This window comes from Bifidobacterium bohemicum DSM 22767 (assembly GCF_000741525.1).
Taxonomy (GTDB): Bacteria; Actinomycetota; Actinomycetes; order Actinomycetales; family Bifidobacteriaceae; genus Bifidobacterium; species Bifidobacterium bohemicum.
The window spans coordinates 139,255-165,289 of the sequence record NZ_JGYP01000004.1 but is presented as its reverse complement, the minus strand read 5'-3'; the positions used below and the strand labels follow the sequence as shown (position 1 = coordinate 165,289).

The following is a 26,035-nucleotide window of genomic DNA, read 5'->3' as shown; positions in this document are numbered from 1 at the left end:
GCGACCGATTCGAGTGAAGGGATACACATTGATGGATGAGGATCATATATTGAAGCTGCATGCCGAACACACGGGTGTTCTGGACATACACGGCGATTTGCCCGTCACCAGCAGGGCGCAACTCGCCGAGGCATACACCCCAGGGGTCGCCGGGCTGGCCAAGCTGCTGCAGAAGGATCCGGAGGCCAGGAAGCAATACACGGTCAGCGGCAAGCTGATCGCCGTCGTCACCGATGGCTCGGCGGTGCTGGGTCTGGGCAACATCGGCTCCGCGGGCGGTCTGCCGATCGTCGAGGGGAAGTCGTTGCTGTACAAGCAGCTCGCGGGCGTGGACGCCATACCGATGACGTTGGAACAGGTGCCTGTCGACCAGTTCGTGGAAACCGTTGTCAACATGGCCGAATCGTTCGCTGGCATCCATTTGGAGGACATCGCCGCTCCCAAGGTCTTCGAGATTGAGGAGCAGTTGCGGGCCAGAATCGATATTCCTGTGTATCACGACGATCAGACGGGCACTGCCATCGTCGTGCTCGCGGCCCTGATCAACGCGGCGAAGGTGGTGCACAAGCCATTGCAGACCCTGCGTGTGGTGATCAACGGCATGGGTGCCGCCGGTGTCGCCACCGCGAAGCTGCTGCTGGCCGCGGGCATCCGTCATCAGACGCTGGTGGATATTCACGGCACGGTGACGCCCGACGACGAGCGCTACAACCGTTATCAGCGCAATCTTGCCAAGCAGGTCGAAATGGCGTCTGGACAGACGCTGGACGAAGTGATCGAGGGCGCCGACGTGTTCATCGGAGTGTCGGTCGACCATGTGCTCGACGGCGTGCAGGTGTGGCGTATGGCCAAAAACCCGATTGTGTTCGCGCTGGCGAACCCGGTTCCTGAGATCGACCCGGATGAGGCCAATGACGCGGGCGCGGCCGTGGTCGCCACCGGTTCGTCGCAATGGGCGAACCAGGTCAACAACATCCTCGTCTTCCCCGGCCTGTTCAAAGGGCTGCTGAAGTACGGGGTGAAGGATGTCAGCATGCCGTTGCAGCTGCGGGTGGCGCAGCGGTTGGCGGCGCTAATCGAACGGCCCACCGCGGACAGGGTGGTGCCGGGAGTGTTCGACGAAGGTGTCGTGTCGGCCGTGGTCGAGGCGGTATCGGAATTCAAAGGAGAATGATATGGGGGATTCAACCTCGAAAACCAGGACGGTGGCGGAGGGCGACGTTGCCTCCGGAGCCGTCGTCAAGACCGGCTGGGCCAAGGTGTGGGATCGCATCGTGCATTTCAAGATAGGGTTCATGCCGATCGGACTCTGGCTTGTGCTTGCCGTGGGCTATGTGCTGCTCGCCGCAAGCAACGTGATGCCGAAGAACGACATGCTCATCTCTTTGGGCGTCATGGTCGTCTTCTCGTATCTGCTTGAGGAGATCGGCAACAACATTCCGATTCTCAAATCGCTGGGTGGCAAGGTGCTGGTGGTTACCTTCCTGCCTTCCTTCCTGGTGTTCAAGCATTGGATTCCGGCCGCCACCGTCGGCACGGTCTCCGATTTCATGAAGCACAACAACTTCCTGATGTTCTTCATCACCTTGCTGGTCGTCGGCTCGATCGCCTCCATGAACCGCAAGACGCTGCTCAAGGCCACCAGCCGCATCATTGTAGTCCTTCTGCTGTGCGACGTGATCGGTTCGCTGGTCGGCACCGGCGTGGGCATGGCGTTGGGTCTTTCGGCTTACAAGACCTACTTCTTCATAGTGGCCCCGATCATGGCCGGCGGTGTGGGCGAGGGCGCGATGCCGATGGCTATGGGTTATGCCGCGATTATGAGCGGTGCGACCTCCGGTGACATCTTCGGTCAGATTTTGCCCGCGGTCATGCTCGGCAGCCTTGTGGCGGTCGTCTGCGCGGGCGCGATGCGCAAGCTGGGCGAGAAGAAGCCCGAACTGACCGGTAACGGCAAGCTTATCGACGACGACGGCGACAAGCTCGAAAGCCTCAAAGCTAGGGGAGGCGAGGTGAGCATAGAGAAGATGCTTATGGCCATCGTCATGGCGATCGCCTTCTACTTCCTCGCCGTATGGCTCAACTATGTGCTCAAGACCTACGTGCACTTCAACCTCCCGTCGCCGATTATCGTGCTGATCGTCCTCATGGCAGCCAAAATGTTGGGCTATATCCCGAAGGACATCGCTGAGGGCGGCGCCGCGCTCAACACCTTCGTGGTCAAAGGAATCACGCCTCCGCTGCTGTTTGGCGTGGGTGTGGCTCAGACCGACTGGAACAAGCTCATTGAGGTCTTCAAATCCCCTGCTTCCATGTTCGTCATTCTCATCACGGTTCTTTCCATCGTGGCCACGGCGTTCATCTCCGCGAAGATTCTTGGCCTATACCCGGTGGACACGGCCATTGCCGTTTCCTGTTGCTCTGGCCAGGGCGGCACCGGCGCGTTGGCTATTCTTGCCGCAGGCGACAGGATGGAGCTCATGCCCTTTGCTCAAGTGGCTGTCCGTCTGGGCGGTGCGATGACGGTGACGGTCGCTATCTTCATCATGGGGCTTGTGGCCTGATTGTGGAAAGGTGAGCGATGACGGTTCAGATGCGTGACATGTATCTGTCGGATCACTTGACGATGTGCCGGTGGCAGGAATTCCTGGAATCGGAAGGAATTCACGAATTCCAGGCCGGCGAAGTCCGACCCATCGAAGAGACCGTGGGTCTGTTCGATGAGGATGGGCGGCTGATCGCCACGGGATCGTTGGCGGGGTGTGTGCTCAAGTACATCGCTGTTCGGCGTGAAGACCTCGATCACAGCGCGCTTTTCAACCGCATCGTCGGCGAGTTGATCGCCAGGCTTGCCGATCGGGGTGCTACCCATTACTTCGTCTTCACCAAGCCCATGTACGTCACCGCATTTGAACACATTGGCTTCACCAAGCTCGCGCAGGTCGAGCAGGGGGTGCTTCTGGAAGGGGGCCTGCCCGGCATCGACGCCTATCTCAAGGACGTGCGGGCGTTGGGCAACTGGCCGCAATCGGCGGCCATAGTGATGAATGCCAATCCGTTCACCCTGGGTCATCGGCACTTGGTGGAAGTGGCGGCGAGTCGGAACCGGCACGTTTACGTATTTGTGGTTCATGCGGACCGGTCCTTGTTCACCACCGATGAACGTTTGGAACTGGTGCGTCAAGGCGTGGCCGATATACGGAACGTAACGGTGGTCGACGGGGGAGATTATCTGGTTGGTTTTGCAACATTCCCGGCCTATTTCATCGCATCGCCGGAAGACGTGGTGGATTACCAGACCAAGCTCGACGCGACCCTGTTTCGCGACTGGTTTGTTCCGGCTCTTGGCATCACCCGCCGATATGTCGGGCAGGAGCCGTATTCGCCGACTACGGAGGCCTACAACAAGGCCCTGAAAGAGGTTCTGGAGCCCCGCACGCAGGTGACCGTCATCGAACGCGAGCAGGCCGGAGGCGAACCCATATCTGCTTCGCGCGTCCGGCAACTCGTGGCGCAAGGGGATTTGGATGGAATTGATGCCCTTGTGCCCGCAACTACAAGATTGTTCATACAACATCATCTGCTGCAGCTACAGATGAGAATTTAGAAAGGAACAGCAGTTCATGGATATCACACGTACCGCGACCGCGGGAACCTTGGAGTCTTCGGACATCCAGGTCACGCTCGCACCGGGAGGCGACGGGATCGACATTGATCTGACCTCCGACGTCATCAAGCAATTCGGCGAGCAGATCAAGGCCACGATCACCAGTGTCCTCAAGGACTACGGCATCACTTCGGCCAAGGTCAAAGCGGTGGACAAGGGTGCGCTCGACATTGTCATCAAGGCCCGCACCGTGGCGGCCGTGCAGCGGGCGCTCGACATCGTGGAGCAACCGAAGTGGGAGGTGCTCTGAAATGGCGGAGAATGGCGAAAAACTACGTCGGACAATGATGTTCGTCCCTGGCAACAACCCGGCCATGATCAAGGACGCAGGCATCTATGGGGCCGACTCGATCATGTTCGACCTGGAGGACGGCGTCTCTCTGGACCAAAAGGACGCCGCGCGTTATCTGGTCTACGAGGCGCTGACCAACATCGACTACGGCAAGGCCGAATTGGTCGTTCGCATCAATGGCGACGATACGCCGTTCTATGAGAACGACATCAAAGCCATGGTCAAGGCCGGTGTCGAGGTCATCCGTCTGCCCAAGGTCGAATCCGCGGAGATGATGTATCGCCTCGAGCAGAAGGTGGAGGCCGCCGAACGCCAGTTTGGACGCCCTGTCGGCTCCACAAAGCTCATGGCGGCACTCGAATCCGCCGAAGGTGTGCTCCATGCCGAGGAGATCGCGAAATCCTCCGACCGCATGATCGGCATCGCCCTTTCCGCCGAGGACTACACCACCGACATGAAGACTCACCGCTATCCGGACGGGCAGGAGCTGCTCTTCGCGCGCAACATGGTGGTCCACGCCGCTCGCGCCGCGAAAATAGCAGCGTTCGACACGGTCTTCTCCAACATGAACGACCCTGAAGGGTTCTATCGCGAGACCCGACTGATTCATCAGCTCGGCTTCGACGGTAAGTCACTCATCAATCCTCGCCAGATCGAAATGGTCAACGAGGTCTTCACGCCCACGCACGATGAGATCAGTAATGCCCAGAATGTCATGGCTGCCATCAAGAAAGCCAAGGCGCAGGGGTCCGGCGTCATCTCCATGAACGGCAAAATGGTTGATCGTCCGGTCGCCTTGCGTGCCGAGCGGGTCATGAAACTGGCGAAGGCCGCCCACATCATCGATGAGGAGGGTAATTACCTTGGAAAGTAAAGTAGGACGTCAGCTGCCTGACGACATCATGAACGAACTGGGCTTCAAGCCTTACGAAACCACTGACTTCGGTGACCCGGTGATCCAGCGCAAGGCCCCCAAGGTCCATGCCTCGACCGGCGAGGGCAAAGTGGTGGACAGCCTCGAAGAAGTCATCAGGAAGACCGTGCGTGACGGCATGACCATCTCGTTCCACCACCATTTCCGCGGTGGCGACTACGTGTTCAACAAGGTCATGCGCGTCATCATCGACGCGGGCTACCGCGACCTGACCCTCGCACCCTCCTCCCTCACCGGCGTCATGAACGACACCGTGGTCGAGGCCATCAAGAAGGGCGTGGTCACCAACATCACATCCTCCGGCATGCGCGGCTCGCTGGGCGACGCGGTGTCCCACGGGCTGCTCAAGAACCCCGTGATCTTCCGCTCGCACGGCGGCCGTGCCCGCGCCATCGAAAACGGTGACATCAACATCGACGTGGCCTTCCTGGGCGTGCCGAACTCCGACGAGATGGGCAACGCCAACGGCATGGAAGGCAAGTCCGCGTTCGGCTCCCTGGGTTACGCTCTTGTCGATGCGGCCTACGCCGACACCGTCGTGCTGGTCACCGACGACATTCGGCCGTACCCCAACACCCCGGCCTCGATCAAGCAGTCCCAGGTCGACTACGTGGTCAAGGTCGATGAGGTCGGTGACCCCGACAAGATCGGTTCCGGAGCCACAAGGTTCACCAAAGACCCGAAGGAGCTGAAGATCGCCAAGAGCGTCAACGGCGTGATCGTCAACTCGCCCTACTTCAAGGACGGGTTCTCCTTCCAGACCGGTTCCGGCGGCGCGGCGCTCGCGGTGACCCGCTTCCTGCGTCAGTCGATGATCGACAACGGCATCAAGGCGTCCTTCGCTTTGGGCGGCATCACCAAGCCCACCGTCGACCTGCTTGAAGAAGGGCTGATCGGCAAGGTCATGGACGTTCAGGACTTCGACAAGGGAGCCGCGACCTCGATGCGCCAGAACCCGGGCCAGCAGGAGATCGACGCATCCTGGTACGCCGACCCGGCCAACAAGGGCGCCATGGTCGACAAGCTCGACGTGGCCATCCTTTCCGCCCTTGAAATCGACACCGACTTCAACGTCAACGTCATGGCGGGGTCAGACGGCGTGATTCGTGGCGCGATCGGCGGTCATCAGGATGCCGCCACGGCCAAGCTCACCATCATTTCGGCTCCGCTGGTGCGTGGACGCATCGCCACCGTGGTGCCCAAGGTCACCACGGTTGTTACACCTGGCGACTCGGTTGACGTGCTGGTCACCGAGGTGGGCATCGCCATCAACCCCAAGCGTCAGGACCTGATGCAGGCTCTGGGCAACATTCCGGGGCTGCCGGTCTACACGATCCAGCAGCTGCAGGAGCGCGCCGAAAAGATGCTCGGCACCCCCGAACCGCTCAAGTTCACCGACCGGACCGTGGCGTTGATCGAATACCGCGACGGCACGATCATCGACCAGATCCGTCAGGTCGCGGAGTGACTGAGTGACCGGAAAACAACGTAAAACCTGCCCATGCACCGTTTGCCGCGCCTGACTTTCCATCGGGTTCGGACGACGGTGCACGAGCGGTCCGGCGAAGGTGTCGGTCGTATATGAAGTCGGGTGCTGCGACACTTGTAGAGTGCGCCGGGCTTGGAATGCAGTGGTCGCGCCGAAGCTGGACGGTATGGGGCGAATCGGGTCATGACGGTTCGTCCCTGCGTCGGTTTTGCGTAGGTAGTCGCCAGGTTGGTTAAGGCCAAGGCCTCCGGGTGCATAATGGCAGACTCGGGCATCCACTTATAGTAATACCTTATATGTATGGAATGGTCAAGGGCTGGACGCGGGAGAGGCTGCGTTTGGCACGCTTGTGAGTCAGGAGGAGCGCATGATACTCGATTCCGGCCAGCCGCAGTCCCTTGAAGCCATTCTGGAGGGCCGCCAGTGGCGCGAAGACGCGCAACGGAGTCTGATGGACGAATTCCCCGAAAGCACCGTGGTCGCGATCAAACTCAACACGCCCGGTGCCATCAAAACCAATGCCGCGCTGCGGGCCATCTTCCGCGCGGGGCTTGCAGAGTTTGCCGACCGGGCGCAGGACGAGGGGTTCTGCGACGAACGTTGGCATGTCTATATCAGCCGTGCCACGGGCCCGGAGGCGTTCGTGGTCTACAAGGACGACTGGCGCTGGGTCAAGGCCGTTGCGGTCCGGTTCGAGGATGCGTCCGCAATGGGCAGGCTTTTCGATATCGATGTGATGCGGCACGGGCAGGTCGGCCAGCTTTCGCGAACGGATTTGGGCATGCCGCAGCGGCGATGCCTGGTGTGCAGTCGTCCGGCCAAGGAGTGCGCTCGCAGCCAAACCCATTCGGCGCAGGAGCTGAAAGAGGCGGTCGAGCGGCGTTATCTGGACTACTGCGGTACTGCTGCCCGGCGTTTGCGTTGCGCGGCCAAGCTTTCGGGCGACCGTGCAGGTCGGGCGTCGGTAGATGGCGCCAATCCCGCACCGACCGAGGAATTCGGGCATGTCTAAGACAACGTGCATCGCATCGGTTGCGGATGAACGTTGAAGTCTCGTGAAGAACGGAAATAATAAGGGGTGAGAATGCAATATGACTCACGGTTTATCGCGCAGGCCGCTGTGCGTGCGTTGCTCTACGAGGTCTCGGTGCATCCCAAGCCCGGTCTGGTCGACCCGGTAGGCTCCGGCCCCCACCCCGACATGACGGTGTTCACCTTCATCGACAGCGCCGTGGCCCTGCGCGACTATTTCGATGCGGCGGCGCGATGTGGCGCGGATTTCGCGGGCGCCGATCTCACGGCGCTGTTCGAGCGGCTGCGTGCGCTGGGCCGTGGCGCCGAACGTGAGATGTTCGAGGCCACGGACGGGGTCAACACGCATAAAGGTGCCGTGTTTTCGCTTGGTGTTGCGGTCGGTGCCACCAGTCACTACTGCAAATCGCACGATTACGGCACGACCGGTGTTCAGGAGGTCATCAAGCGAATGCTTGCCGGGTTTACCGCGCGCGACCTGCGCCTGCTCGAGGGAAAACCCGATTTCGAACTGACTGCGGGCGAGCGGCAGTACCTTAAAACCGGCGCCACCGGTGTGCGCGGCGAAGCAGAAGCCGGATTCCCTTCGGTTATCGACGTGGCGCTTCCGCTGTTGCGCGGGAGTCGCGGCAACGGCGATCTCAACACGCGGCTGCTGGACGTGCTTATGCTGTTGGCCGGCCGTACCGAGGACTCCAATCTCGTCAAGCGTGCGGGCGACCCGGCCGTGCTCGACTGGATGCACGACCGATCGGAGCGCTACTTCTCGTTAGGCGGCGCCGGAACCGAGGCTGGCATGCGGCTGTTGGGCGAGCTCAACGAGGAATGCCTCGAACGCAACCTGAGCCTTGGCGGCAGCGCCGACCTGTTGATTCTCACCATCTTCTTTGGGTTCATGGAAGGCATTATGTAGCCTGCCCCCATCGTTTTCTGTGTCGCGCCTGTTGCCCCTCTGTCGTCTGTGTCGCCTCTGGTCCCACTTCCAGGCCGTCCTACAGCTCTACTTCATGGACGGTTCACAGCCTATTCCCAAGTCGTTCTACGGCCCTGCTGTCCCGTCCCTACGACGAAAACCGCGCTTTTTTCGTTTTTTCGTGGCTTTTGTCGTAGCGACCGAGCCGTTTTCGTCGGGTCCGGTCGCCTTGTGCGGCGCGTCTGCTAGATTAGAGGGGTGGTACGCGAGCATGGCGGAATTGGTAGACGCGCAGGATTTAGGTTCCTGTGACTTCGGTCGTGAGGGTTCGAGTCCCTTTGCTCGCACTTGGCGTGGGTTTTCACATGGTCAGGTTTAAGTGGCCTAAGGAGTTATTTGATCGACTTCCTATTTTAACTTTTTACGTTTGTCTTTATTCTTCGTGATTTTATGCTTGACTGTGTATTCGAGCCTTTTCTTGGTTGGTGAAATCATGGTCGAGTTGTTTTGTTGGTTCACAAAAATTGCTGTAACCGGCATGTGCATGCCCGCGATGGCGCCCATTGATGGCTGATGACGTCAGTGTGGCCCTGTTGCCATTGGTCTACTTCGTTTTGACTTTTGACTGCGTGCGGGTTCCTGCTTGCCGGTGGCCAAACACGAAGCGGGCAGCCAGCCCACGACGCAGGACAGCGAGCCGGAGGAACCATCCAAGACGAAGACCAAGGTCAGCGCCAAGGCTTCCGCCACGACAGTGAACACAATGACCGACGATCAGGTTGCGGACGACATCGCGACCAACATCCTCGACGATTGACCTATTCTTTCCAATGGAGGTGGGTGGGGGTATACCCCTGCCCCCATGCCCCTAGGCCCCCTCGGGTGCAGTGCCGTTCTCTCCCCACCCATGGGGGTATCTGGAAAACGTCGCACCACTGACAAAAAGCGTCGCATTTCACGCGACACTTTTTACGACGTGATATAGTTTTTCTTGAAGTCGGGGTCCTCTGCAGACTTGAAATAACAGCCTATTTGCGGAGGAGCGCCCCGATCTTCTGCTTATCTGCCGGTCTGCGGTGCCCTCCGACATGTATGCAACCGGCCTCAACTACGACGAAGCGACTAAGTCCAGCTTAGGCACTTCGCCGCCATCAGGGGGTCCTTCGGCAGACGTATAATACTGATTACGGGGAGTGTCTATGCGCGCTTGAAATAACAGCTCGAAAGCGTGGGATTGGCTCCCTGCCTTTCTGAATTTCTTGACGATCTGAAATATAACAAAAATATAACAATTGACTGCAAATCTGGGTCGTTTTCGTGAATGTACAAGGTCTTAAAAACGTTGATTTTCTGCGGTACGGTGGGTACGCATTTCGGGGTAGCATGACGTTGAATGCCGAAAATGCCGGGGAAGGATGGGGTTCACCATGGATCACATGCTCGCGCTTATCCTTGTCGTCGCGGCGGTTGTGGTCGTCGCGGCCGTTGCCGGTATAACGTTCCGGCAACGGCATGGAGGCGATGAGGGTATGCGACGCGACGGTTTTGTGAATAACCTCCGTCGGTTGATCCGTCATGAAAGGCCGTCGGTTGCCCGGCGAGCCGATTCGGAACGTTGGCGCCCTTGTCCTGAACGGTATGCGGAGCCAAGAGCCGATACTTCCAACTCGTATACCAATCCTGTGCTGAGCAATGTGGCTGACCCGGACGTTCTATATCGCGATGGCATGTATTATCTGTACCCGACCACCACGAACGAGGAAGCAGGCGGCATCAAGGTCTATGAATCACGCGATCTCGTGCATTGGCGGGATCGGGGTCTGGCGATGGAGGCGGGCAAGGACAACTGGGGAAGCAGCGGTTTCTGGGCACCCGACATCACCGAGCGCGATGGTAGGTTTTATCTGACATACACGGCGAATGAGCATCTGTGCGTGTCGGTGAGTGACTGCCCGCTCGGTCCGTTCAAACAGTTGCGGTTCGGCCCGATGCACCCTGACGTCAAAGAGATTGACGCGCATGTGTTCAAAGATAAGGACGGGCGGTATTATCTCTATTTCGTCCGGTTCGACAAGGGCAACGTGATTTACGGTGCCAGACTCAACGACGACATGCAAAGCATCGATGAGAGTACGCTGACCAAGCTGTTGGTTCCCTCACAGCCGTGGGAAAAGGATATGGCGGCCATCAATGAAGCGCCATACGTGCTCGAGCACGATGGGACGTATTATCTGACGTATTCGGGTTCGCATTTTGAAAGCCCGATGTACGGTGTGGGGTATGCGGTAAGCGACCGACCGCTTGGGCCGTTTGTGAAATACCGGTTCAATCCGATCATGCGCTCGACCGCGTTGGTTCATGGCCCAGGTCATCACACGTTCGCGCCGTCGCCGGATGGCAGGGAATTTTTTATCCTCTACCATGTGCATCATGATCTCCATGCGGCCAATCCTCGGCAAATGGCCATCGACCGGGTGCGTTTCGCTGAAGGCGCGGATGGCGATCCGACGTTGGAGGTGTGCGGTCCGACCGTCACGCCCCAGCCTCTTCCGTCGGGGGCCGTGAGAGTGCGGCCAAATATCTAGCGACGTTTCTGATCGGTTTCCTGACGTCGTGTCGAAGTTTTGTCGGATTCGGTCGTTCAGAATGTAGCCGTGCCGGCCTTGCTTCCTGAATCCTGCCGGGCCGTAAACCTTGTTCTGTTCAAGCCCGCCGTGCCAGGCTCTTTCGTGTCCGCCGGATTGTCGGTCTCATTCTCGTGTTGACTTACAGTACTTGAAGTCAATACAGTAAGAGATAAAAGCAATGAAGGGCGCCTGTGCGCTTTCGCGAACCGAAAGGACGACAATGACCAAGGTTCTTGCAATCACCGACAATCCTGAAGAACACAGCCTGACCAACGCCTTGGGGGCCGCGTTCCTTAAGGGCGCGAAGGCGGAGGGCGCCGAAACGGATATGATCGATCTGCATGGAATCGGTTTCAATCCCGTGTTTGGTGCCGAGGACCGCAGCCACTACCTCGGCAAAGCCCCCATGCCGGCTGATTTGGTGCCGATCCAGCGCAAACTCGATTGGGCGGACGTGGTCGCTTTGGTTTTCCCCGTGTACTGGTTCGGAATGCCCGCGATGATGAAGGGGTTCCTCGACCGCGTGCTGTGCCGGGGTTATGCGTTCGCCGGGGGAGCCGCGATGCAAGGCAAGCGCTTCCATATCATGGCCACTGCCGGGGGCGCCAAAGAGTGGTATGACGGCAATGGTTTGATCGATAAGCTTGAGCACCTTATCTGCAAGGACGTCCTCACTGACTACCTTGGGGTGGCTTCGGCCGGGTTCACCATGTTCTATGATGTGGACTCCGGCAGGGAGGACGAGGCTTCCAAAGCTATTGCGTTGGAATATATCGAGCGCGCCACGAACGAGGGTCGGGTCCTCGCCCGTGCATAGCTGCATAAAGGCGCACCTCCCGCGGGTCGCGGGCCTTCGACCATACGCTGACTTTCGTGCGCGTGCAACGCGGGCTGAAGATTGATGGAGCCGCTTGACGGAATCGAACTGTCGACCTTCTCATTACGGGTGAGGCACTCCGTAGTGTCCCAAGTTTTGCGTGAATAGGTTATGGGATTGGGATAGGGAGGTATGGTGCTTTTCCCTATGTGGAATTTTCAGCCGCCGAGAAAGAAAGATTCCATTGGAAAGCAGGTGAGCGTCATGTTCGATAAGGAAATACTGTAGTTCGACCATGCAGACTTAGAGATCGGTCTGGACCGGCCGGTGGTCGAGTGGGTCGAGGAGCTGTTGAACGCTATGCTGGACGCGGAGGCTGACTGGCTGGGAAGGCCAAACGCCATCAAGTTGCCAATCGTATTCTAAGCGTGGCTTCGGCGCGTTCGTCTAACTGTGTCGAAATCCAATCGTGCCAAAAGCTGTCGAGCAAAGAGAAGTGGGTCTTATGGGGCTGCCCCGTCCATTGCCGTGTGGCGATGGACGGGGCAGCCGTGTGTTTCGGATTGCCGTCGGGGCACGGGGTAGGGAGTGAAGTGTCTACGCCCCGTGTCTGGTCAACGGTCAGCGCGTGTGGCGGTGTGTGTGTCGCTTGGCCATGGCGAGCAGACTCAGTGCGAGGATCAGCAGGACGGTCAGCAAAGCCAGGGCTCCGGTGGCCGCGGTGCCGGTCAGCGCGAGGCCGTTCGGGGCTCCGGCGGCCGTGGCCGGGTCATCCTGCCGGCTCGAATCCCGGTTCTGGCCGGTTGGCTGGCCTGGGTTCCGGTTCTGGCCGGTTGGCTGGCCTGGGTTCCGGTTCTGGCCGGGTTGTGCGGGGGTGCGCCATTTGGCGGTGATTTTGGCGTTCGGGTCGTAGGCTTTGGCGGTCCAGGAGACGGTGTCGCCGCGGAGGGTGACGTGTTCGGGGTCGCTGGTGGACAGTTCCCATCCGTCGAACACCTTGCCGGCGGGCGCGGGCCTTGAGCCTAAAGCGACGGTCTGGCTGCCGGCGGTTTTGGTGGTATCGATGACGGTGGTTTCGGTATGGTCGGCCTGTCCGTTGTTGTAGTCGACGGTCAGGGTCAGCGAGGGGATGATGTAGTGGCCTTGGGGGGTGCGCGGCGAGGTGAGCGTGAGCGAGGTGCGTGCGCGCAGATCGGCAACAGGGATGTGTGGTCCGGTGGCGGGCAGTTCCAGCCACACGTCGTATGCGATACCTGGCCTCACCCATATATTATCGATAAACGCGTCGGTGTCGGTGTCGGTCTTGGCCAAGTAGGTGTCGGGTCCGAGCCGCAGTTCGCGTAGGGCCGCGTCAGAGGCCAGCATGCTCGATATCCCCCCTTCTTTGGAGACAATGGCCTTGCGTGTGTCGAAGCCGCTGATGTTCAACGACGTCAGCTTGGTGCAGTTGTTGAACATCTCGCTCATGTTGGTGACGTTGCTGGTGTCGAAGTTACTCAGGTCCAGTGAGGTCAGCTCGGTGCTGTAGCCGAACATGAAGAACATGTTCGTGACCTTGCTGGTGTTGAACTTGCTCACGTTTAGTGAGGTCAGTTTGCTGCAGCCGCTGAACATCTCGCTCATGTTGGTGACGTTGCTGGTGACGAAGTTGCTCACGTTTAGTGAGGTCAGCTTTTCGCACATGTCGAACATCTCGCTCATGTTGGTGACGTTGCTGGTGTTGAAGTTGCTGATGTTCAACGACGTCAGCGCGTAGCAGCTGCTGAACATCTCGCTCATGTTGGTGACGTTGCTGGTGACGAAGTTGCTGATGTTCAACGACGTCAGCGCGATGCAGCCTCCGAACATCCCGCTCATGTTGGTGACGTTGCTGGTGACGAAGTTGCTGATGTCCAACGACGTCAGCTTCCAGCAGTCCTGGAACATCTCGCTCATGTCGGTGGCTTGGCTGGTTTCCAAGCCGGTCAGTCCCTTGTCAGTGAAATTGGTAAGAACTTCGTCCTGTAGGAACAGTCGATTTGCACCTGCCCCTGCGAGGTGGAGGGTCCCGTTCACCTGCACTTCGCTCAGTTTTTTCATCTTGCCGAAGAATCCAGCGGACTTGCTCTTGAGAGGGGCGTCGCGGTAAAGGGTGACGTTGCCCTCGATGAGTATCTTGGTGATTGCGTCCGCGTACTGCTCCCATGGCACGGAATCGTTGGCGGCCTTGTAGTCGGGGCTGGTGCCGTGGTGGAGGGTGAGGGTGCAGTCGCTGCTGATTTCCCATTCCACGGGGTTCGGGTCGCGGTCGGGCACCTTGTTGACGGCGGCGTCGTTAGCGGGTGTGCCCCAGGTCTGGCGCGCAACGGGCGTGCAGGTGGCGCCGTCGTCCTGCGGTCCGACCGTGTTGCCTTTCTGCGTGGCGTCTGTCTGCTGGGCCTTTGTTGCGAGTGCGGCGACAGTGTGTGGTGACGTGCCGTGTCGCCCGGTACCAGAGGTGCGGGGCGTGTGTGTCCGGTCGGTTGTACCGGTGATTTGTCCGGCCTGCGGCGCGCCGGTCGGGCCGGGAGCCGGCTGTTGCTGGTGGATCGGTGCCGCTGCCATAGTCAGGCACAGCGCCGTTGTAATGAGTGAGTTAAAGAAGCCCATGCTCGTCCTGTTCATTGATTTTGGTTTTGCCTAGAGGCACATGTCTCCGAGACGCCGATTGGCCATCATTAAACCCGCCGGTTCGAAGGTTTGCTAACAAGGCATCTCCGTGGGCGCTGTTGCACGTGCGTCGGCGTTGACCGACTATAGGATGCCCGCACTCTAGGTCGACTAGAGGTCAGGCTTGCCGCCCGCGCATTCGACCGGTGGCCCTTTAGGCTTTTGTGCTACCGGTGTTTCAGCGCGTTATCGTGACAAGCCGTTATAGGCTCCTGGAGGAAAATGATAAAGCTGATATGGGGGAATACGCCGCAGGCGAAATCTGCAAACGCGTGAATTTTTGCAACACGTAAAAGGTCGGTGAATTTTATATTGTTGCAACCCAAACGCAGGATATGAAAACGGAAATCATAATGAACCGGAGCGTGCGATCCGACGACGTAAACGAAATTTGGCGGAGCCGCTTGACAGAATCGAACTGTCGACCTTCTCATTACGAGTGAGACGCTCTACCAACTGAGCTAAAGCGGCGTGGCTCGAGCAGCATGCGCTACCCGTGCACAAGAAAACAAGTATACAGAACGGTATGTATTTTGTCCAAACTGTGCTGTGTCCTGATCGGCGGCTGTGTTGATGCTGCGTAGGGAGTGCGCCGTGCCTGCTCGGACTGCGGGTCCGCAACGACGACGATACTGATCGTGAAGGCTTGTGGGGGGGGCACGCTGGGTACGGCCGGAGTCACGAGTATTATACAAGGTTTTGGTGATTCCAGCCTTGCAAGACGTGGTTCGCGGAGCTCTATCGGGTTCTATGGAATCAACACGTGAAAGAGGTGGCGGCATGCTGCGCGACAGGCAAGAGGAGGCCACGCCCGAAATTCGGGTGAATCGGCTTCGTGCGCCGGCCCTCCTTCACCTGCTCCGCTTGGTCTGACCTCCTGCCGATGCCTTCGACGAATCGATTGCACGCCTTGTCGATGTCGAAATTGGCTGTCGGTGCGAAATCGTTCATCTCGCCGATACCCGAGAGTGGTGTGTCGCCGGACGTGTTGTGGTGATTCGCTGTACCTACCGGTTCCCCCGGAACGGATGCTCCCGGCTCGATTTCCTATGCTCCGCAACTCAGCGGCTCATGTGCGGTCAGATTGTTTCAGTCGTGCCATGGCCGAGTCAAATTCGGCGGCCGTGTTCGGTTCAAGCATCGTCTTCTCCCGCATCGATGGATTCATGCCATTTATCGACATCGTCGTCGGTGCGCAGCCTGTGGTCGGTCGATACGGGTCCCGCGGTAAGGCTTTCCAGGTGGTCTTCGAAGTGTTCGGTCGAGTCAGCGTTGGGTTCGTTCCCTGTGCGCCCCTGAACGGTGCCGGCTTTCACGTAGGTGTCTGCGTTGGGGGCATTGCAGGACAATGATATTTCCGCCCATGTGCCCCTTTTTATGGCGGGTGCTCTCATTCCTCCGTCGGCAGGTGCGTTTCACTGTTGTGATCGCGTCATTACGGGTCGGAGGATGTGGTTGTGGGTATCAGCGGAATTCTGCGGTTCCGGTAAATATATCCGGTGACGCGGGGTGAATCGGTCGCAAATCAACACTTTTGTGCGGTTGTGTCGCCTTTTGTGAGTATCTTGGGAGGTGCTAGCGACCGTCGGGCGCGGTGCTGTGGATGGAACGGAAGAATCCGGCGAAACCCGACGTGAAAAGCATGATGAAAGGACCTTATAACATGGCCATCAATCCTCCTGTCGACGCGACGAAAACCCCCGAGTGGGCGGCGCTGCAAAAGCATTTCGACGAGCTGCAAGCCGAGGGCGTCGACCTCAAGAAGTGGTTTGCGGAAGACCCCAAGCGTGTGGAATCGCTGAGCTTCGATGCAGGCGACCTTCACTTCGACCTTTCCAAGAACCTTGTCAAGCCCGAAACGCTCAAGCTGTTCGCCGACCTCGCCAAGGCCGTGGGTCTTGAGGATCGGCGCAAGGCCATGTACGAGGGCGTCCACATCAACAACACCGAGGACCGGGCCGTGCTGCACACCGCGCTCCGTCGTCCGAAGTCGGATGAGGGCAAGTACATCGTCGACGGCCAGGACGTGGTCAAGGACGTGCACGAAGTGCTCGACAGGATCTACGCCTTCGCGGACAAGGTGCGCTCCGGCGAGTGGCGCGGCGTGACCGGCAAGAAGATCAAAACCGTGGTCAACATCGGCATCGGCGGCTCCGACCTGGGTCCGGTCATGGCCTACGAGGCGCTCAAGCCTTACGCGGACGCCGGCATCTCCGCGCGTTACGTCTCCAACATCGACCCCAACGACATCAGCGAGAAGACCCGTGACCTCGACCCCGAGACCACCCTGTTCGTCGTCGTCTCCAAGACGTTCACCACCCTCGAAACCCTCACCAACGCACGCGAGGCACGCACCTGGCTCCTGGACACCCTCAAAGCCAACGGCGCCATCGACGGCTCGGAGGCCAAGCGCGCCGAGGCCATCGCCAAGCACTTCATCGCAGTTTCCACCAACCTCAAGGGTGTCGAGGAGTTCGGAATCGACCCCGAGAACGCCTTCGGCTTCTGGAACTGGGTTGGCGGCCGTTATTCCGTGGATTCCGCAGTCGGCACCTCCATTGCCATCGTCTGCGGTCCGAAGCGCTTCGAGGAGTTCCTCGCCGGGTTCCACGAGATCGACGAATACTTCGCCAACACACCGCTCGAGCAGAACGTCGTGGCCATGATGGGCATGATGAACGTGTGGTATCGCAACTTCTTCAAGGCCGCGACGCACGCCGTGCTTCCCTATGACCAGTACCTGCATCGTTTCCCGGCCTACCTGCAGCAGCTGACAATGGAATCCAACGGCAAGTCCGTACGCTGGGACGGCACTCCCGTCACCACCGACACCGGCGAAGTCTTCTGGGGCGAGCCCGGCACCAACGGCCAGCACGCCTTCTACCAGCTGATCCACCAGGGCACCCAGTTGATTCCCGCCGACTTCATCGCTTTCGCCAACACCCCGAACCCCGCCAAGGATGGCGATCAGGACGTGCACGAGCTCTTCCTGGGCAACTACCTGGCACAGACCAAGGCGCTCGCCTTCGGCAAGACCGCCGACGAGGTGCGCGCCGAGGGCACGCCGGAGGCCATCGTGCCGGCTCGCGTCTTCAGCGGCAACCGCCCGACCACCTCGATCTTCGGCGATGCGCTGACCCCGTTCTCGCTGGGCGAGCTGATTGCGCTCTACGAGCACATCACCTTCACCGAGGGCACCGTGTGGGGCATCGACTCCTTCGACCAGTGGGGCGTCGAACTCGGCAAGCAACTCGCCCGCCAGATCACCCCGGCGATCTCGCAGGACGATGAGGCGCTCGCGCAGCAGGACGCTTCCACGCAGAGCCTGATTCGCTTCTACCGCGCCCATCGCAAGTAGCCCTAAGTAGTCGGTAGCGGGGGCGGCGGCTGTGTGCGTCCTTGCGGGTCGGGAGAATGCGCGTATGTTGAGATGCGCGTAAAAACCATCGCCGGCTTACTCTGATATGTCGCATATCGCGAGTCAAGGCACCTGTTCCGTCCGTGTGGCGGGCAGGTGCCTTTGTATTTGGGTGGCTGTTTTCGGCCAGGATGCTTGGCGTGTGTTGCGTCTGGTACCTTTGGCTCTCTCCGTTGGTTTCTGACGGCCGGCACCGCGATTCCTGTCTTGCGTCGGCATACGAGTTATGCGAAAATGTTTGCATGTCGAGTATCGAGGTCGAAAAAGGTTGAGGGGAAGAGAGGGGCTGCAATGGGCACTGGGGCAATTGTAGCGATCGTTGTTGCGGCTGTCGTCGTGGTTGTTGCGCTATGGGGCGTATCCATGTATAACAATCTGGTAGCGCTGCGTAACCGTGTCGAGAACGGCTGGTCGCAGATCGACGTGCAGCTCAAGCGGCGCACCGACCTGGTGCCGAACCTCGTCGAGACGGTCAAGGGGTACGCCTCGCACGAGTCCGCGGTGTTCGAGAAGGTGACCGAGGCCCGTGCAGCCGCGCTTCAGACCGCATGCAGCCAGACGGCCACGGCGGCCGACCGCGCCGAGGCCGAGTCGAATCTGTCGCGCGCCCTGATGAACCTCACCGCCACGGCTGAGGCGTACCCTGACTTGAAAGCCAACCAGAACTTCCTTGACTTGCAGGCGCAATTGAGCGACATCGAGGAGAAGATCGCCTACGCGCGTCAGTTCTACAACGACGTGGTCCAGAAGCTCAACACGAAGATCGAGATGTTCCCCTCGAATATCGTGGCCGGTATGTTCCATTTCTCGAAGGCCGAGTATTTCCGCGCCGACGAGTTGGATAAGGTGGTGCCGCAGATCAGGTTCTAAGGGTACGCGATGAGTGTGTACGGATGACTGTTCACTATATGATTTGCAATCGATTTGACTTACGTGAACCGGCACACTGAGGCATTTGGCGTGGTTTGTGGAAAAGCGAGAAGGGCCGAAAGCCATGAGTATTGGCAGGAGTCCTAACCCTAAGCGAGTCAGGAATGCACTTGTCTGTGGTATTGCGGCAGGCGTGACGGTTGCGGTCCTAGCGGTTTTCTTGTTCTTTGTAGCCGGTCGTGCGGATCATCATGCCGCGTTATCCTATAATTCCCTCAATTATGAGGTAACGGTTCGTCCAAACGGTGACTTGCGTGTCGTGGAGCATGTCGACATCAAACTCGATAAGAAGAATGGCCACCAGCTTTGGCATCAGATGACCCAGCGCCTGACGATCAGCGACAGGCAGCTGAGCGCGATCACTGACGTTTCGGTTAAGGACGCGACAAGCGGTAAAGCTTATGCCGGGGGCCATGTGGTCGATCGGAATGAGGTTGGCGACGATTCGAGCTGGGACAAGCATTTCGCCGAACAATGGTATGCGACCGTGATTGGGGCGAGCGTTGACCACTCAGGTACGGTCTATCGTCCGGCCTCGATGACCGACGAGCAGTATGTGCAGGGCCTCAAAGACGACCCGACCCTCGCCTCAAACGCGGCTGACGGTGACGAGGTCGAGCTCGCATGGAACATCCCTGCCACCGAAAAGGCGCAAAGTCTTAAGTTCGACATCGGTATGACGCTCAAGGACGTGGTCAGCGTCTACGACGATGTGGCATATTTCAAGTGGGAACCGGTCGGTGATGGCAACACCGTGCCGATTGGTGCCTTCAAGGCCACAGTCACCTTGCCAAAAGGCGTTGCAAAGGATGGAGGCAAGACCCGTCATTGGCTGCACTATAAGGGCATCGGGCGGATTGGCGCGGTCAAGAATGGGATGTTCACCTTTACGGCCGACGATGTGGCGGTGAAGCAACACGTGGACTTGGTTACCATATTCGACGCCAGGGTGATGGATGCCACGGTCGCGCACCGGAAACACGGCAACTATGGCGATACGGTCATTGCGAACGAGCAGTGTGAACGGAATGAGGCTCAGCGCCGAAGCACCGACCATACGCGTCTGTTCGTGTGGCTCACCGTGGCTCTCATGTTGGTGATGTTGGTGACGGGGTTGGCTGCTGTGATTTACACCAATCGTCGTTCTTCATATCGTGGTCGTCTTGAGTATTTCCGCGACGTGCCTCAAATCAGCCCAGCCGGTGCGGCCATGCTCAACGGTGTGGCGCAAGGTAACGCGTCATTGAAGGGATCCGCCGTGAGCGAGGGCGGTGTTGCCGCTACTGTGCTTTCATTGGCGGATAAAGGTTTCATTGCCCTTTACCCCGGTTCTGCGCGCTGGTATCAGGGTTTGGATATGGCCAAGGCCAGTGGGGCGCAGATCGACACATGTATTCAGGCCAATCGTAACGACCGTGACCGAGCGACCAGCACTGTTGTGATTCTTCCCAAGACGGACGGGTATCTCGACAATCCGGCGGGCGAATTGTATCCTTCCGAGTTTGCGATGCTGCGGTTCCTCGCAGCGGCCTCCGACTTTATGGGTTCCAGGGCCTTCGATCTGGACTCGCTGAGTGGTCGGACTGGTGGTGGGGAATGGGACGAGGGCCCGAACTTGTATGATGAGTACAATTTGCAAGCGCGATTGGAATATGATGCGCGCGGTTTTACGGTCTCGCGCAACGGGCTATACGCCTCCATCCTTGTCTTGTTGAGTATGATGGGCGGCGTTTGCCTGCTGTTGCTGTTGGATGCCGGCCGGCATGTCCCTGTGCTCGCGTCATTGATGATTGGAATCGTCGTGCTGTTGCTGGTGCCTGTGGCGATGCTGCTGCAACGGCAGACGTTCACCGCATCCGGTGATCAAATGGCTGACGAATTGCAGGGGTTGGCCAACTATCTTGAAGACTTCAGTGATTTCACCGATCGCGATGCTTTCGATGTCGAGTTGTGGGGCCACTACCTCGTTTATGCCACGGCGTTGGGTATCAGCGAGAAGGTGGTGCGGAGGTTGGCCGCGGCGTCGCCGCAGGGTTTGGATGGGACCCGGATTCCCGACGGTTCCGCCATTTCCTCCATTTATTGGACGTATTATGCGCCAATGTATGTCTATGGCGATGCCACTTACGCAGGCTTCGGACTAGGGCCCGGCGGTGTGAACTTCTCCGATATCGGTGCGCAGTTGAGTAGTGAAATCATCAATATCGGCACTCCTGCGTATGAGTCATCGGATGCCGGCGGGATTGGTTCCGGAATTTCATTCGGTGGCTCAGGCGGCGGTGCGGGCGGCGGTTCGTTCGGTGGCTGGTAAGATTCGCAGGTGCGCATGGTGGTGGCTCGTTCGTTGGGTGCTGCGAACTTCAAAACCAACAGGACGGGCGGATGCCATAAGGAAACCATCGGTTTCATGGCATCCGCCCGTCCTTCGCGACCGCTTTGCCTATGGGGAGTGACGAATTATCTGTTCGCGTCATCGAGCGTGAGCAGATCGTCGTCGGCGTTGTAGTCGAACAGCTCGCCGTACCTTCCCCAACTCACGGCGATGTCGAACTGTCGGCGTGCCTCCTCGTCGTTGTGGCGACGGCGCAGCAGGTCGAGGATCAGGTCCCCGTGCAGCGCGTCGTTCGGTTGGCGGCGCAGCGCCTGGTCGATGGTGCGCACCAACGGCGCATGGTCCATCGCCAGATCGGCGAAGATCTCCTTGGCTTTGAGGATGTCCGCCCCATGCCATGCCATGCCGTTCTCGGTCAGGGTGCAGTGGCCGTTGTCCACGCGGAACACGTCGAGCATCGTGCCGGCGTCGATCAGCGGGAAGAGGTCGTCCACCTCGAAGTTCAGGTCGCTGGCGAGGTCGGCCAGGTCCACGCCGTCCGGGTATCCGGCCACCACGTCGATCAGGCCGGCCAACCCTCCGGGGGTCGCGTCCGGCAGGTCGCCAGCGGTACCGCTGCTGTCGTCATGGGCGTCGCTGGCGCCGTCCTCCCTGTTCGACCTCTTGTCCACCAGTTCGCGTTTAAGATCGGCCAAGGTGCCGTCGGTCGGTTCTCCGATGTTTGCTTCTGCGCCGCTCTTTTCAACGGTCGAGGAAGCGATGTCCGGCGATGTTCCGTTGGAGTCTCGGGTGGTGCCGGCGCCCGTCTGCCCGGCCTGTTCCTTCTCGTCAGGGGTTCCGTTGGGGTTCTGACCGGTCAGAACCGTGTAGAGTTTATCGACCATCGCGCCGAACTCGGCGCTGTGCTTGTCGCGCGGGCGGGGCAGGTCGACCGGCACCTGTGCGATCAGATGTCCCGGGTGCGAGCCGAGCACCACGACGCGGTCGGCCATCTGCACCGCCTCCTCGATGTTGTGCGTCACCATGAGAATCGAGGAGATGTTCTGCTGCTCGTTGCCCCAGAGCTTCAGGACCTCCTGACGCAGATTCTCGGCGGTCAGCACGTCAAGGGCGCTGAAGGGTTCGTCCATGAACAACGCGTCCGGCTGCAACACTAACGCGCGGGCGATGCCGACGCGTTGGCGCATCCCTCCCGAAAGCTCCTTCGGGTAGGCGGATTCGAACCCGTCTAGACCGATGGAATCGATGGCAGCCAGCGCCATTTCGCTGCGTTGCCTGCGCGGTACGCCCCGGGCCTGCAGGCCGAGTTCGACGTTATCCTGCACGGTCAGCCACGGCATGAGCGCGAAGGTCTGGAAGACAAGCGCCACGCCGGGGTTCGGTCCGTTCAACGGCTTGCCGCGGTAGGCCACTCGTCCGGAGCTGGGTTGGACCAGACCGGCGAGAATCCGCAGGAAAGTGGATTTTCCGGCGCCTGATCGCCCTAGGATCGCGACGATCTCGCCCTTGTGCAGGGTGAAGGATATGTCGTCGAGCACGGTCAGTTCATTGCCTTTGTCGCCGGTGAACGTCTGGGAGATGTGCTCAGCCTCGATGATGGCGTTCGTCGTGTCGTCGTTCAGGTCGCGGGTCAGCGCCTGGCTGTGTCCGCCACCGGTGGCGGACTTGGTGATGAAGTTGGTGAAGGTCATGCGCTTCGCCTTTCTAATCAATTTGTATTGCGTTTGCCGTAAAGCGGTGTCGTGATGCAGATCCGTAGGTTTCGAGCGAAACGGTGGAGTCTGTTGCCAGGTTGTCGAGAATGCTCATTGATCGGCCTCCGCCGTCTAGTTCAGGGCGAACCGGGTGTCGGCGAGGTTTTCGAGCGGAGTCCAGAAAAGACGGTTGGCGCCGACCACGAAGACCGCCATCACCACCACGCCGATCAGCACTTTCATGCCGTTGTTCTCTGCAGTGGCCTGCGTGATGTACGCGCCTATGCCGTCTGCCGTAAGGGTGTGCCTGCCATAGCTGACGACTTCCGAGACGATGGACGCGTTCCATGCGCCGCCGGCCGCGGTGATGCCGCCGGTCACCCAGGAGCCGAAGACGGAGGGGAGGATGAGTTTCTTCCAGCGCATCCAAGTGCTCAGCCCCATGTTGTGGGTCATTTCCAGCAGGTCGTTGGGGATCGCGCTCGCCCCGGCGATCACGTTGAACAGGATGTACCATTGCGTGCCCAGGGCCATGAGCAGGATCGAACCCCAGTTGATATCGATGTTCCATGCCACGAACCACATGGTGATGAAGGGGAAGATGAAGTTCGCCGGGAAGCTCGACAACACCTGCACCAGGGGCTCCGCGAACCGCGAAATTCGTGGGTTCATCCCGACGATGGCGCCGATCGGCACCCAGATCACCGAGCAGACGATCGTCAGTAGCAGGACGCGCAGGAAGGTGATGAACCCCAGTCCGAAGGCGTGGCCCAGTTCGTCGAACCCCGTCTTCTGCGCGATGGACGAGAGCAGTTGGTATGCGCCGAACACCACGATCGCACCCACGGCCACGTCGAAGACCAGGTCTCCGGTGCGGCGCCGTTTGGCGGGTGCGGTCCAACGCGCCCCGGTCCGTCCGAACACGCGCATCACGCGATCGAGCCCGTCCTTGATCGGCGTGAGCAGGGTCGCAATCCATTTGTCGATATGCGACTGGCGGATGACGGTGAGCACCGCGCTCTTTTTGGGCGTTTCAGAGGCGTTGTTGGTGATGCGGAATTTTTCGGCCCAAGCCGTAAGCGGCTTCCAGACAAGTACGTCGATGACGACTACGATCAGCACCATGGTCACGATGGCGCAAGCCACTTTGCCGGGTTTCTCTTCGGCTGATGCGGTGGCCACGAAGCTGCCGATGCCGGGCAGCGCATAGTCCCTGTTGCCCACGGAGATGACTTCGGAGGCCGTCAGGAAGAACCAGCCGCCGCCCACGCTCATCATCATGTTCCAGATCAGCGGGATCATGGAATTGGGCACGTCGAGCGTCCAGAAGCGCTGCCAGCGTGTCAGGCGTAGGTTGCGTACTGCTTCGTCCAGCTCCTGCGGCTCGCTTAGCAGGGATCTGTGGAACGAGAACGTCATGTTCCAGGCCTGTGAAGTGAAGATGGCGAAAATCGAGGCCGCTTCGACGCCCAGCTCCGAACCGGGGAAGAGGGCCAGCCAGATGGCCACCGTCGCCGAAAGGAAGCCGAGAATCGGCACGGATTGAAGGATGTCGAGCAATGGGATGAGCACTTTGCCCAAGCGTTTCGAACGCGCCGCCGCCAGCCCGTAGACGAAGGTGAAAACCAGCGAAAAGATCAACGCGATCGCCATGCGGAACACGGAGCGCAACGCGTAGTAGGGCAGGTTTCGCAGGTCGGTGGACACTGTGGAAGGCATGCCATCCGGCCCGATGGGTGCGCCGACGGATGGCAGAAGCCAGCCGACCAGTCCGAAGACGGCGAGGATGCCGGCCACCACAAGGCAGTCCGAAAATGACCCGACGTGCGGTGCTGACATCATCGGAGTTGCCTGCGTTGGTGCCGGCGGGTGAAGAGCGGCTAATCGTGAATTCGTTCATAGGATTCCTTCTTTCAAGCGCCACCGCCCTGTGGTGCGCGACGCATGCTCGGATGTGTGGAATCTCGGTGAGATATGTGAGGGATGCCGATTGCAGGAAATACGCTAAAGGCGAAATGCGCACGTGAAGGCAACTGTCCGTCCGAAGATTCAGACAGGACAGATGCCTTATGCCGCATCATCGCTCAGCCGCGTATCAGACCGTCTCGCCGAAGTGGGAAAGGATGTTTAAGCATAAATGATGTAGATCGTTAGAACTACTCGGCAGATCGTCTGTCATGATCCCCACCTCCTTCACGTCGAACGATAGGTATGTATTATGACCAACCTAGGCACGTTTGAGACAAAAGTCAAGCCGAATGCACGTAGTGCGAAAGCCGGTTGTCGGGGGTTCGGGCTCCGTGGGGAAGACCCACGATTCGGTCGGTGAACTGAAGCGTAGTCCGCACTGCCATGCGGTGGTTTACGGTTGAGGTGCACTAATGCTTTGAGAGCATGGCGGTCCGTCGATTTGCCGGTGACCAATGCACTGTGACCGGTGACGAGTTCCGTGGTTGGAATCGTTCGCGCTGATCGATTGCTCGGCCAACCTTCCGACGGGCTCTTGCCGGGCTGTCTGAACGCGAGGATAGAATTGCCTACTGTTGTTATGCCAAGGGGGTGCGCTGCCGCATAGGTGCGCCTCCGTTGTGGTTCAGTCGTGCGATTTAGATGTCGTAGCGGCGAATCGGCTTGCGTTCGGCGGGTGGTCCGCCGAATGGTGGATTGGGTGCGTTGCGCCGTGTGCCGGCCTTGGGTCGGTGGCGAGGCAGGGCACCCCTGACATGTGCGCCGGTATGCGGCGGCGACAGGTGAAACAATGGTTAACGCTATTGAGGCCTTTGAGGCCAAGCAGCTCAAGCCCGCCGAGAGCATTCCGGATTTCCGTCCGGGAGACACCGTCGAGGTCAACGTCAAGATTCAGGAAGGCAACAACTTCCGTCTTCAGGCGTTCACCGGCGTGGTGATCGCTCGTCAGGGCTCCGGCCTGCGTGAGACGTTCGTCGTGCGTAAGATCAGCTTCGGCAACGGTGTGGAACGCCGTTTCCCGCTGCATTCCCCGATGATCGACTCGATCAAGGTGACTCGTCGTGGTCGCGTTCGTCGTGCGAAGCTCTACTACCTGCGCACTCGTCGCGGCAAGTCCGCACGTATCGTCGAGCGTCAGGACAACAGCGCCAAGGCGTGAGGTTCTGAGCCTTTTGCGGCGGTCGGAGGTTTGCTCCGCCGCCGTTTTTGTATGTTCTGACGTTGGCTTGGTCGG

General features: G+C 59.4%; 19 protein-coding genes and 2 tRNA genes. 17 read left to right on the top strand and 4 right to left on the bottom strand.

Going from position 1 to position 26,035, the window contains the following annotated elements:
* Positions 1-13 precede the first annotated feature (13 nt).
* The 12 genes from BBOH_RS06455 to BBOH_RS06405 all read left to right on the top strand — a co-directional run bounded on the left by BBOH_RS06455 (position 14) and on the right by BBOH_RS06405 (position 11,771).
* The gene (locus tag BBOH_RS06455) at positions 14-1,174 is read left to right on the top strand and encodes an NAD(P)-dependent malic enzyme (protein ID WP_202805406.1); all 1,161 of its coding nucleotides are present in this window, start codon (positions 14-16) and stop codon (positions 1,172-1,174) included.
* Position 1,175: 1 nt separating this feature from the next.
* Positions 1,176-2,564 (top strand): 2-hydroxycarboxylate transporter family protein, encoded by a 1,389-nt coding sequence (locus BBOH_RS06450; protein ID WP_081930392.1) that lies wholly within the window; start codon positions 1,176-1,178, stop codon positions 2,562-2,564.
* A gap of 17 nt (positions 2,565-2,581) precedes the next feature.
* Complete coding sequence (gene citC / locus BBOH_RS06445) at positions 2,582-3,607, top strand: [citrate (pro-3S)-lyase] ligase (RefSeq protein ID WP_033522353.1); 1,026 nt, start codon at positions 2,582-2,584, stop codon at positions 3,605-3,607.
* A gap of 16 nt (positions 3,608-3,623) precedes the next feature.
* Positions 3,624-3,917, top strand: a complete 294-nt coding sequence (gene citD, locus BBOH_RS06440) for a citrate lyase acyl carrier protein (protein ID WP_033522355.1) — start codon at positions 3,624-3,626, stop codon at positions 3,915-3,917.
* 1 nt (position 3,918) lies between these two features.
* Positions 3,919-4,833 (top strand): citrate (pro-3S)-lyase subunit beta, encoded by a 915-nt coding sequence (gene citE, locus BBOH_RS06435; protein ID WP_033522357.1) that lies wholly within the window; start codon positions 3,919-3,921, stop codon positions 4,831-4,833.
* Positions 4,823-6,361: a citrate lyase subunit alpha gene (citF, locus tag BBOH_RS06430; RefSeq protein ID WP_033522359.1), complete on the top strand. Its 1,539-nt coding sequence runs from the start codon at positions 4,823-4,825 to the stop codon at positions 6,359-6,361. Before citE ends, citF begins: the two co-directional genes overlap by 11 nt.
* A 388-nt stretch (positions 6,362-6,749) precedes the next feature.
* A complete protein-coding gene (gene citX, locus BBOH_RS06425) occupies positions 6,750-7,394 on the top strand; it encodes a citrate lyase holo-[acyl-carrier protein] synthase (protein WP_052118234.1) in 645 nt (214 codons plus the stop codon).
* 72 nt (positions 7,395-7,466) lie between these two features.
* On the top strand, positions 7,467-8,327 hold the full coding sequence (gene citG / locus BBOH_RS06420) for a triphosphoribosyl-dephospho-CoA synthase CitG (RefSeq protein WP_033522360.1): 861 nt from the start codon (positions 7,467-7,469) through the stop codon (positions 8,325-8,327).
* 265 nt (positions 8,328-8,592) lie between these two features.
* Positions 8,593-8,674: transfer RNA gene (locus BBOH_RS06415), tRNA-Leu, on the top strand.
* 302 nt (positions 8,675-8,976) lie between these two features.
* Positions 8,977-9,144 (top strand): hypothetical protein, encoded by a 168-nt coding sequence (locus tag BBOH_RS08880; protein ID WP_156097530.1) that lies wholly within the window; start codon positions 8,977-8,979, stop codon positions 9,142-9,144.
* Between the two features lie 610 nt (positions 9,145-9,754).
* Positions 9,755-10,912, top strand: coding sequence for a glycoside hydrolase family 43 protein (locus BBOH_RS06410; protein WP_052118235.1), 1,158 nt, complete (start codon positions 9,755-9,757; stop codon positions 10,910-10,912).
* A gap of 262 nt (positions 10,913-11,174) precedes the next feature.
* Entirely contained in the window at positions 11,175-11,771 is a 597-nt protein-coding gene (locus tag BBOH_RS06405) for an NAD(P)H-dependent oxidoreductase (RefSeq protein ID WP_033522361.1), read from the top strand.
* A 621-nt stretch (positions 11,772-12,392) separates the two neighbouring features.
* Here BBOH_RS06405 and BBOH_RS09105 read toward each other — a convergent pair.
* Both BBOH_RS09105 and BBOH_RS06395 read right to left on the bottom strand, forming a co-directional pair.
* Complete coding sequence (locus BBOH_RS09105; protein ID WP_052118236.1) at positions 12,393-14,399, bottom strand: BspA family leucine-rich repeat surface protein; 2,007 nt, start codon at positions 14,397-14,399, stop codon at positions 12,393-12,395.
* A 458-nt stretch (positions 14,400-14,857) separates the two neighbouring features.
* Positions 14,858-14,930 (bottom strand) — tRNA-Thr (locus tag BBOH_RS06395).
* Positions 14,931-15,559: 629 nt separating this feature from the next.
* On the opposite strand from BBOH_RS06395, the gene BBOH_RS06385 reads away from it, so the two are divergent.
* The 4 genes from BBOH_RS06385 (at position 15,560) to BBOH_RS06370 (ending at position 21,118) form a co-directional block, all read left to right on the top strand.
* Complete coding sequence (locus tag BBOH_RS06385; protein ID WP_143242374.1) at positions 15,560-15,811, top strand: hypothetical protein; 252 nt, start codon at positions 15,560-15,562, stop codon at positions 15,809-15,811.
* Positions 15,812-16,122: 311 nt separating this feature from the next.
* A complete protein-coding gene (gene pgi / locus BBOH_RS06380) occupies positions 16,123-17,817 on the top strand; it encodes a glucose-6-phosphate isomerase (RefSeq protein ID WP_033522409.1) in 1,695 nt (564 codons plus the stop codon).
* A 351-nt stretch (positions 17,818-18,168) separates the two neighbouring features.
* Positions 18,169-18,747 carry a LemA family protein gene (locus BBOH_RS06375; RefSeq protein ID WP_033522364.1) on the top strand — a complete coding sequence of 193 codons (579 nt, stop codon included), beginning with the start codon at positions 18,169-18,171 and terminating at the stop codon, positions 18,745-18,747.
* 124 nt (positions 18,748-18,871) lie between these two features.
* Complete coding sequence (locus BBOH_RS06370; RefSeq protein WP_081930387.1) at positions 18,872-21,118, top strand: DUF2207 domain-containing protein; 2,247 nt, start codon at positions 18,872-18,874, stop codon at positions 21,116-21,118.
* A 146-nt stretch (positions 21,119-21,264) separates the two neighbouring features.
* Here the strand turns inward: BBOH_RS06370 and BBOH_RS06365 are convergent, their stop codons facing one another.
* Both BBOH_RS06365 and BBOH_RS06360 read right to left on the bottom strand, forming a co-directional pair.
* Entirely contained in the window at positions 21,265-22,830 is a 1,566-nt protein-coding gene (locus BBOH_RS06365; RefSeq protein ID WP_081930386.1) for an ABC transporter ATP-binding protein, read from the bottom strand.
* 135 nt (positions 22,831-22,965) lie between these two features.
* On the bottom strand, positions 22,966-24,675 hold the full coding sequence (locus BBOH_RS06360; protein WP_044098246.1) for an ABC transporter permease: 1,710 nt from the start codon (positions 24,673-24,675) through the stop codon (positions 22,966-22,968).
* 916 nt (positions 24,676-25,591) lie between these two features.
* Between BBOH_RS06360 and rplS the strand changes: the two genes are divergently transcribed.
* The gene (rplS, locus tag BBOH_RS06355) at positions 25,592-25,960 is read left to right on the top strand and encodes a 50S ribosomal protein L19 (protein WP_033522369.1); all 369 of its coding nucleotides are present in this window, start codon (positions 25,592-25,594) and stop codon (positions 25,958-25,960) included.
* The last annotated feature ends 75 nt before the right edge of the window (positions 25,961-26,035 follow it).

Bases quoted from the DNA above. Each gene is read 5' to 3' on its own strand.
- BBOH_RS06450 (WP_081930392.1), top strand. From the start codon at position 1,176: ATGGGGGATTCAACCTCGAAAACCAGGACGGTGGCGGAGGGCGACGTT.
- citC (WP_033522353.1), top strand. From the start codon at position 2,582: ATGACGGTTCAGATGCGTGACATGTATCTGTCGGATCACTTGACGATG.
- citD (WP_033522355.1), top strand. From the start codon at position 3,624: ATGGATATCACACGTACCGCGACCGCGGGAACCTTGGAGTCTTCGGAC.
- citE (WP_033522357.1), top strand. From the start codon at position 3,919: ATGGCGGAGAATGGCGAAAAACTACGTCGGACAATGATGTTCGTCCCT.
- citX (WP_052118234.1), top strand. From the start codon at position 6,750: ATGATACTCGATTCCGGCCAGCCGCAGTCCCTTGAAGCCATTCTGGAG.
- citG (WP_033522360.1), top strand. From the start codon at position 7,467: ATGCAATATGACTCACGGTTTATCGCGCAGGCCGCTGTGCGTGCGTTG.
- BBOH_RS06410 (WP_052118235.1), top strand. From the start codon at position 9,755: ATGGATCACATGCTCGCGCTTATCCTTGTCGTCGCGGCGGTTGTGGTC.
- BBOH_RS06405 (WP_033522361.1), top strand. From the start codon at position 11,175: ATGACCAAGGTTCTTGCAATCACCGACAATCCTGAAGAACACAGCCTG.
- BBOH_RS09105 (WP_052118236.1), bottom strand. From the start codon at position 14,399: ATGGGCTTCTTTAACTCACTCATTACAACGGCGCTGTGCCTGACTATG.
- BBOH_RS06385 (WP_143242374.1), top strand. From the start codon at position 15,560: ATGGCCGAGTCAAATTCGGCGGCCGTGTTCGGTTCAAGCATCGTCTTC.
- pgi (WP_033522409.1), top strand. From the start codon at position 16,123: ATGGCCATCAATCCTCCTGTCGACGCGACGAAAACCCCCGAGTGGGCG.
- BBOH_RS06375 (WP_033522364.1), top strand. From the start codon at position 18,169: ATGGGCACTGGGGCAATTGTAGCGATCGTTGTTGCGGCTGTCGTCGTG.
- BBOH_RS06370 (WP_081930387.1), top strand. From the start codon at position 18,872: ATGAGTATTGGCAGGAGTCCTAACCCTAAGCGAGTCAGGAATGCACTT.
- BBOH_RS06365 (WP_081930386.1), bottom strand. From the start codon at position 22,830: ATGACCTTCACCAACTTCATCACCAAGTCCGCCACCGGTGGCGGACAC.
- BBOH_RS06360 (WP_044098246.1), bottom strand. From the start codon at position 24,675: ATGATGTCAGCACCGCACGTCGGGTCATTTTCGGACTGCCTTGTGGTG.
- rplS (WP_033522369.1), top strand. From the start codon at position 25,592: ATGGTTAACGCTATTGAGGCCTTTGAGGCCAAGCAGCTCAAGCCCGCC.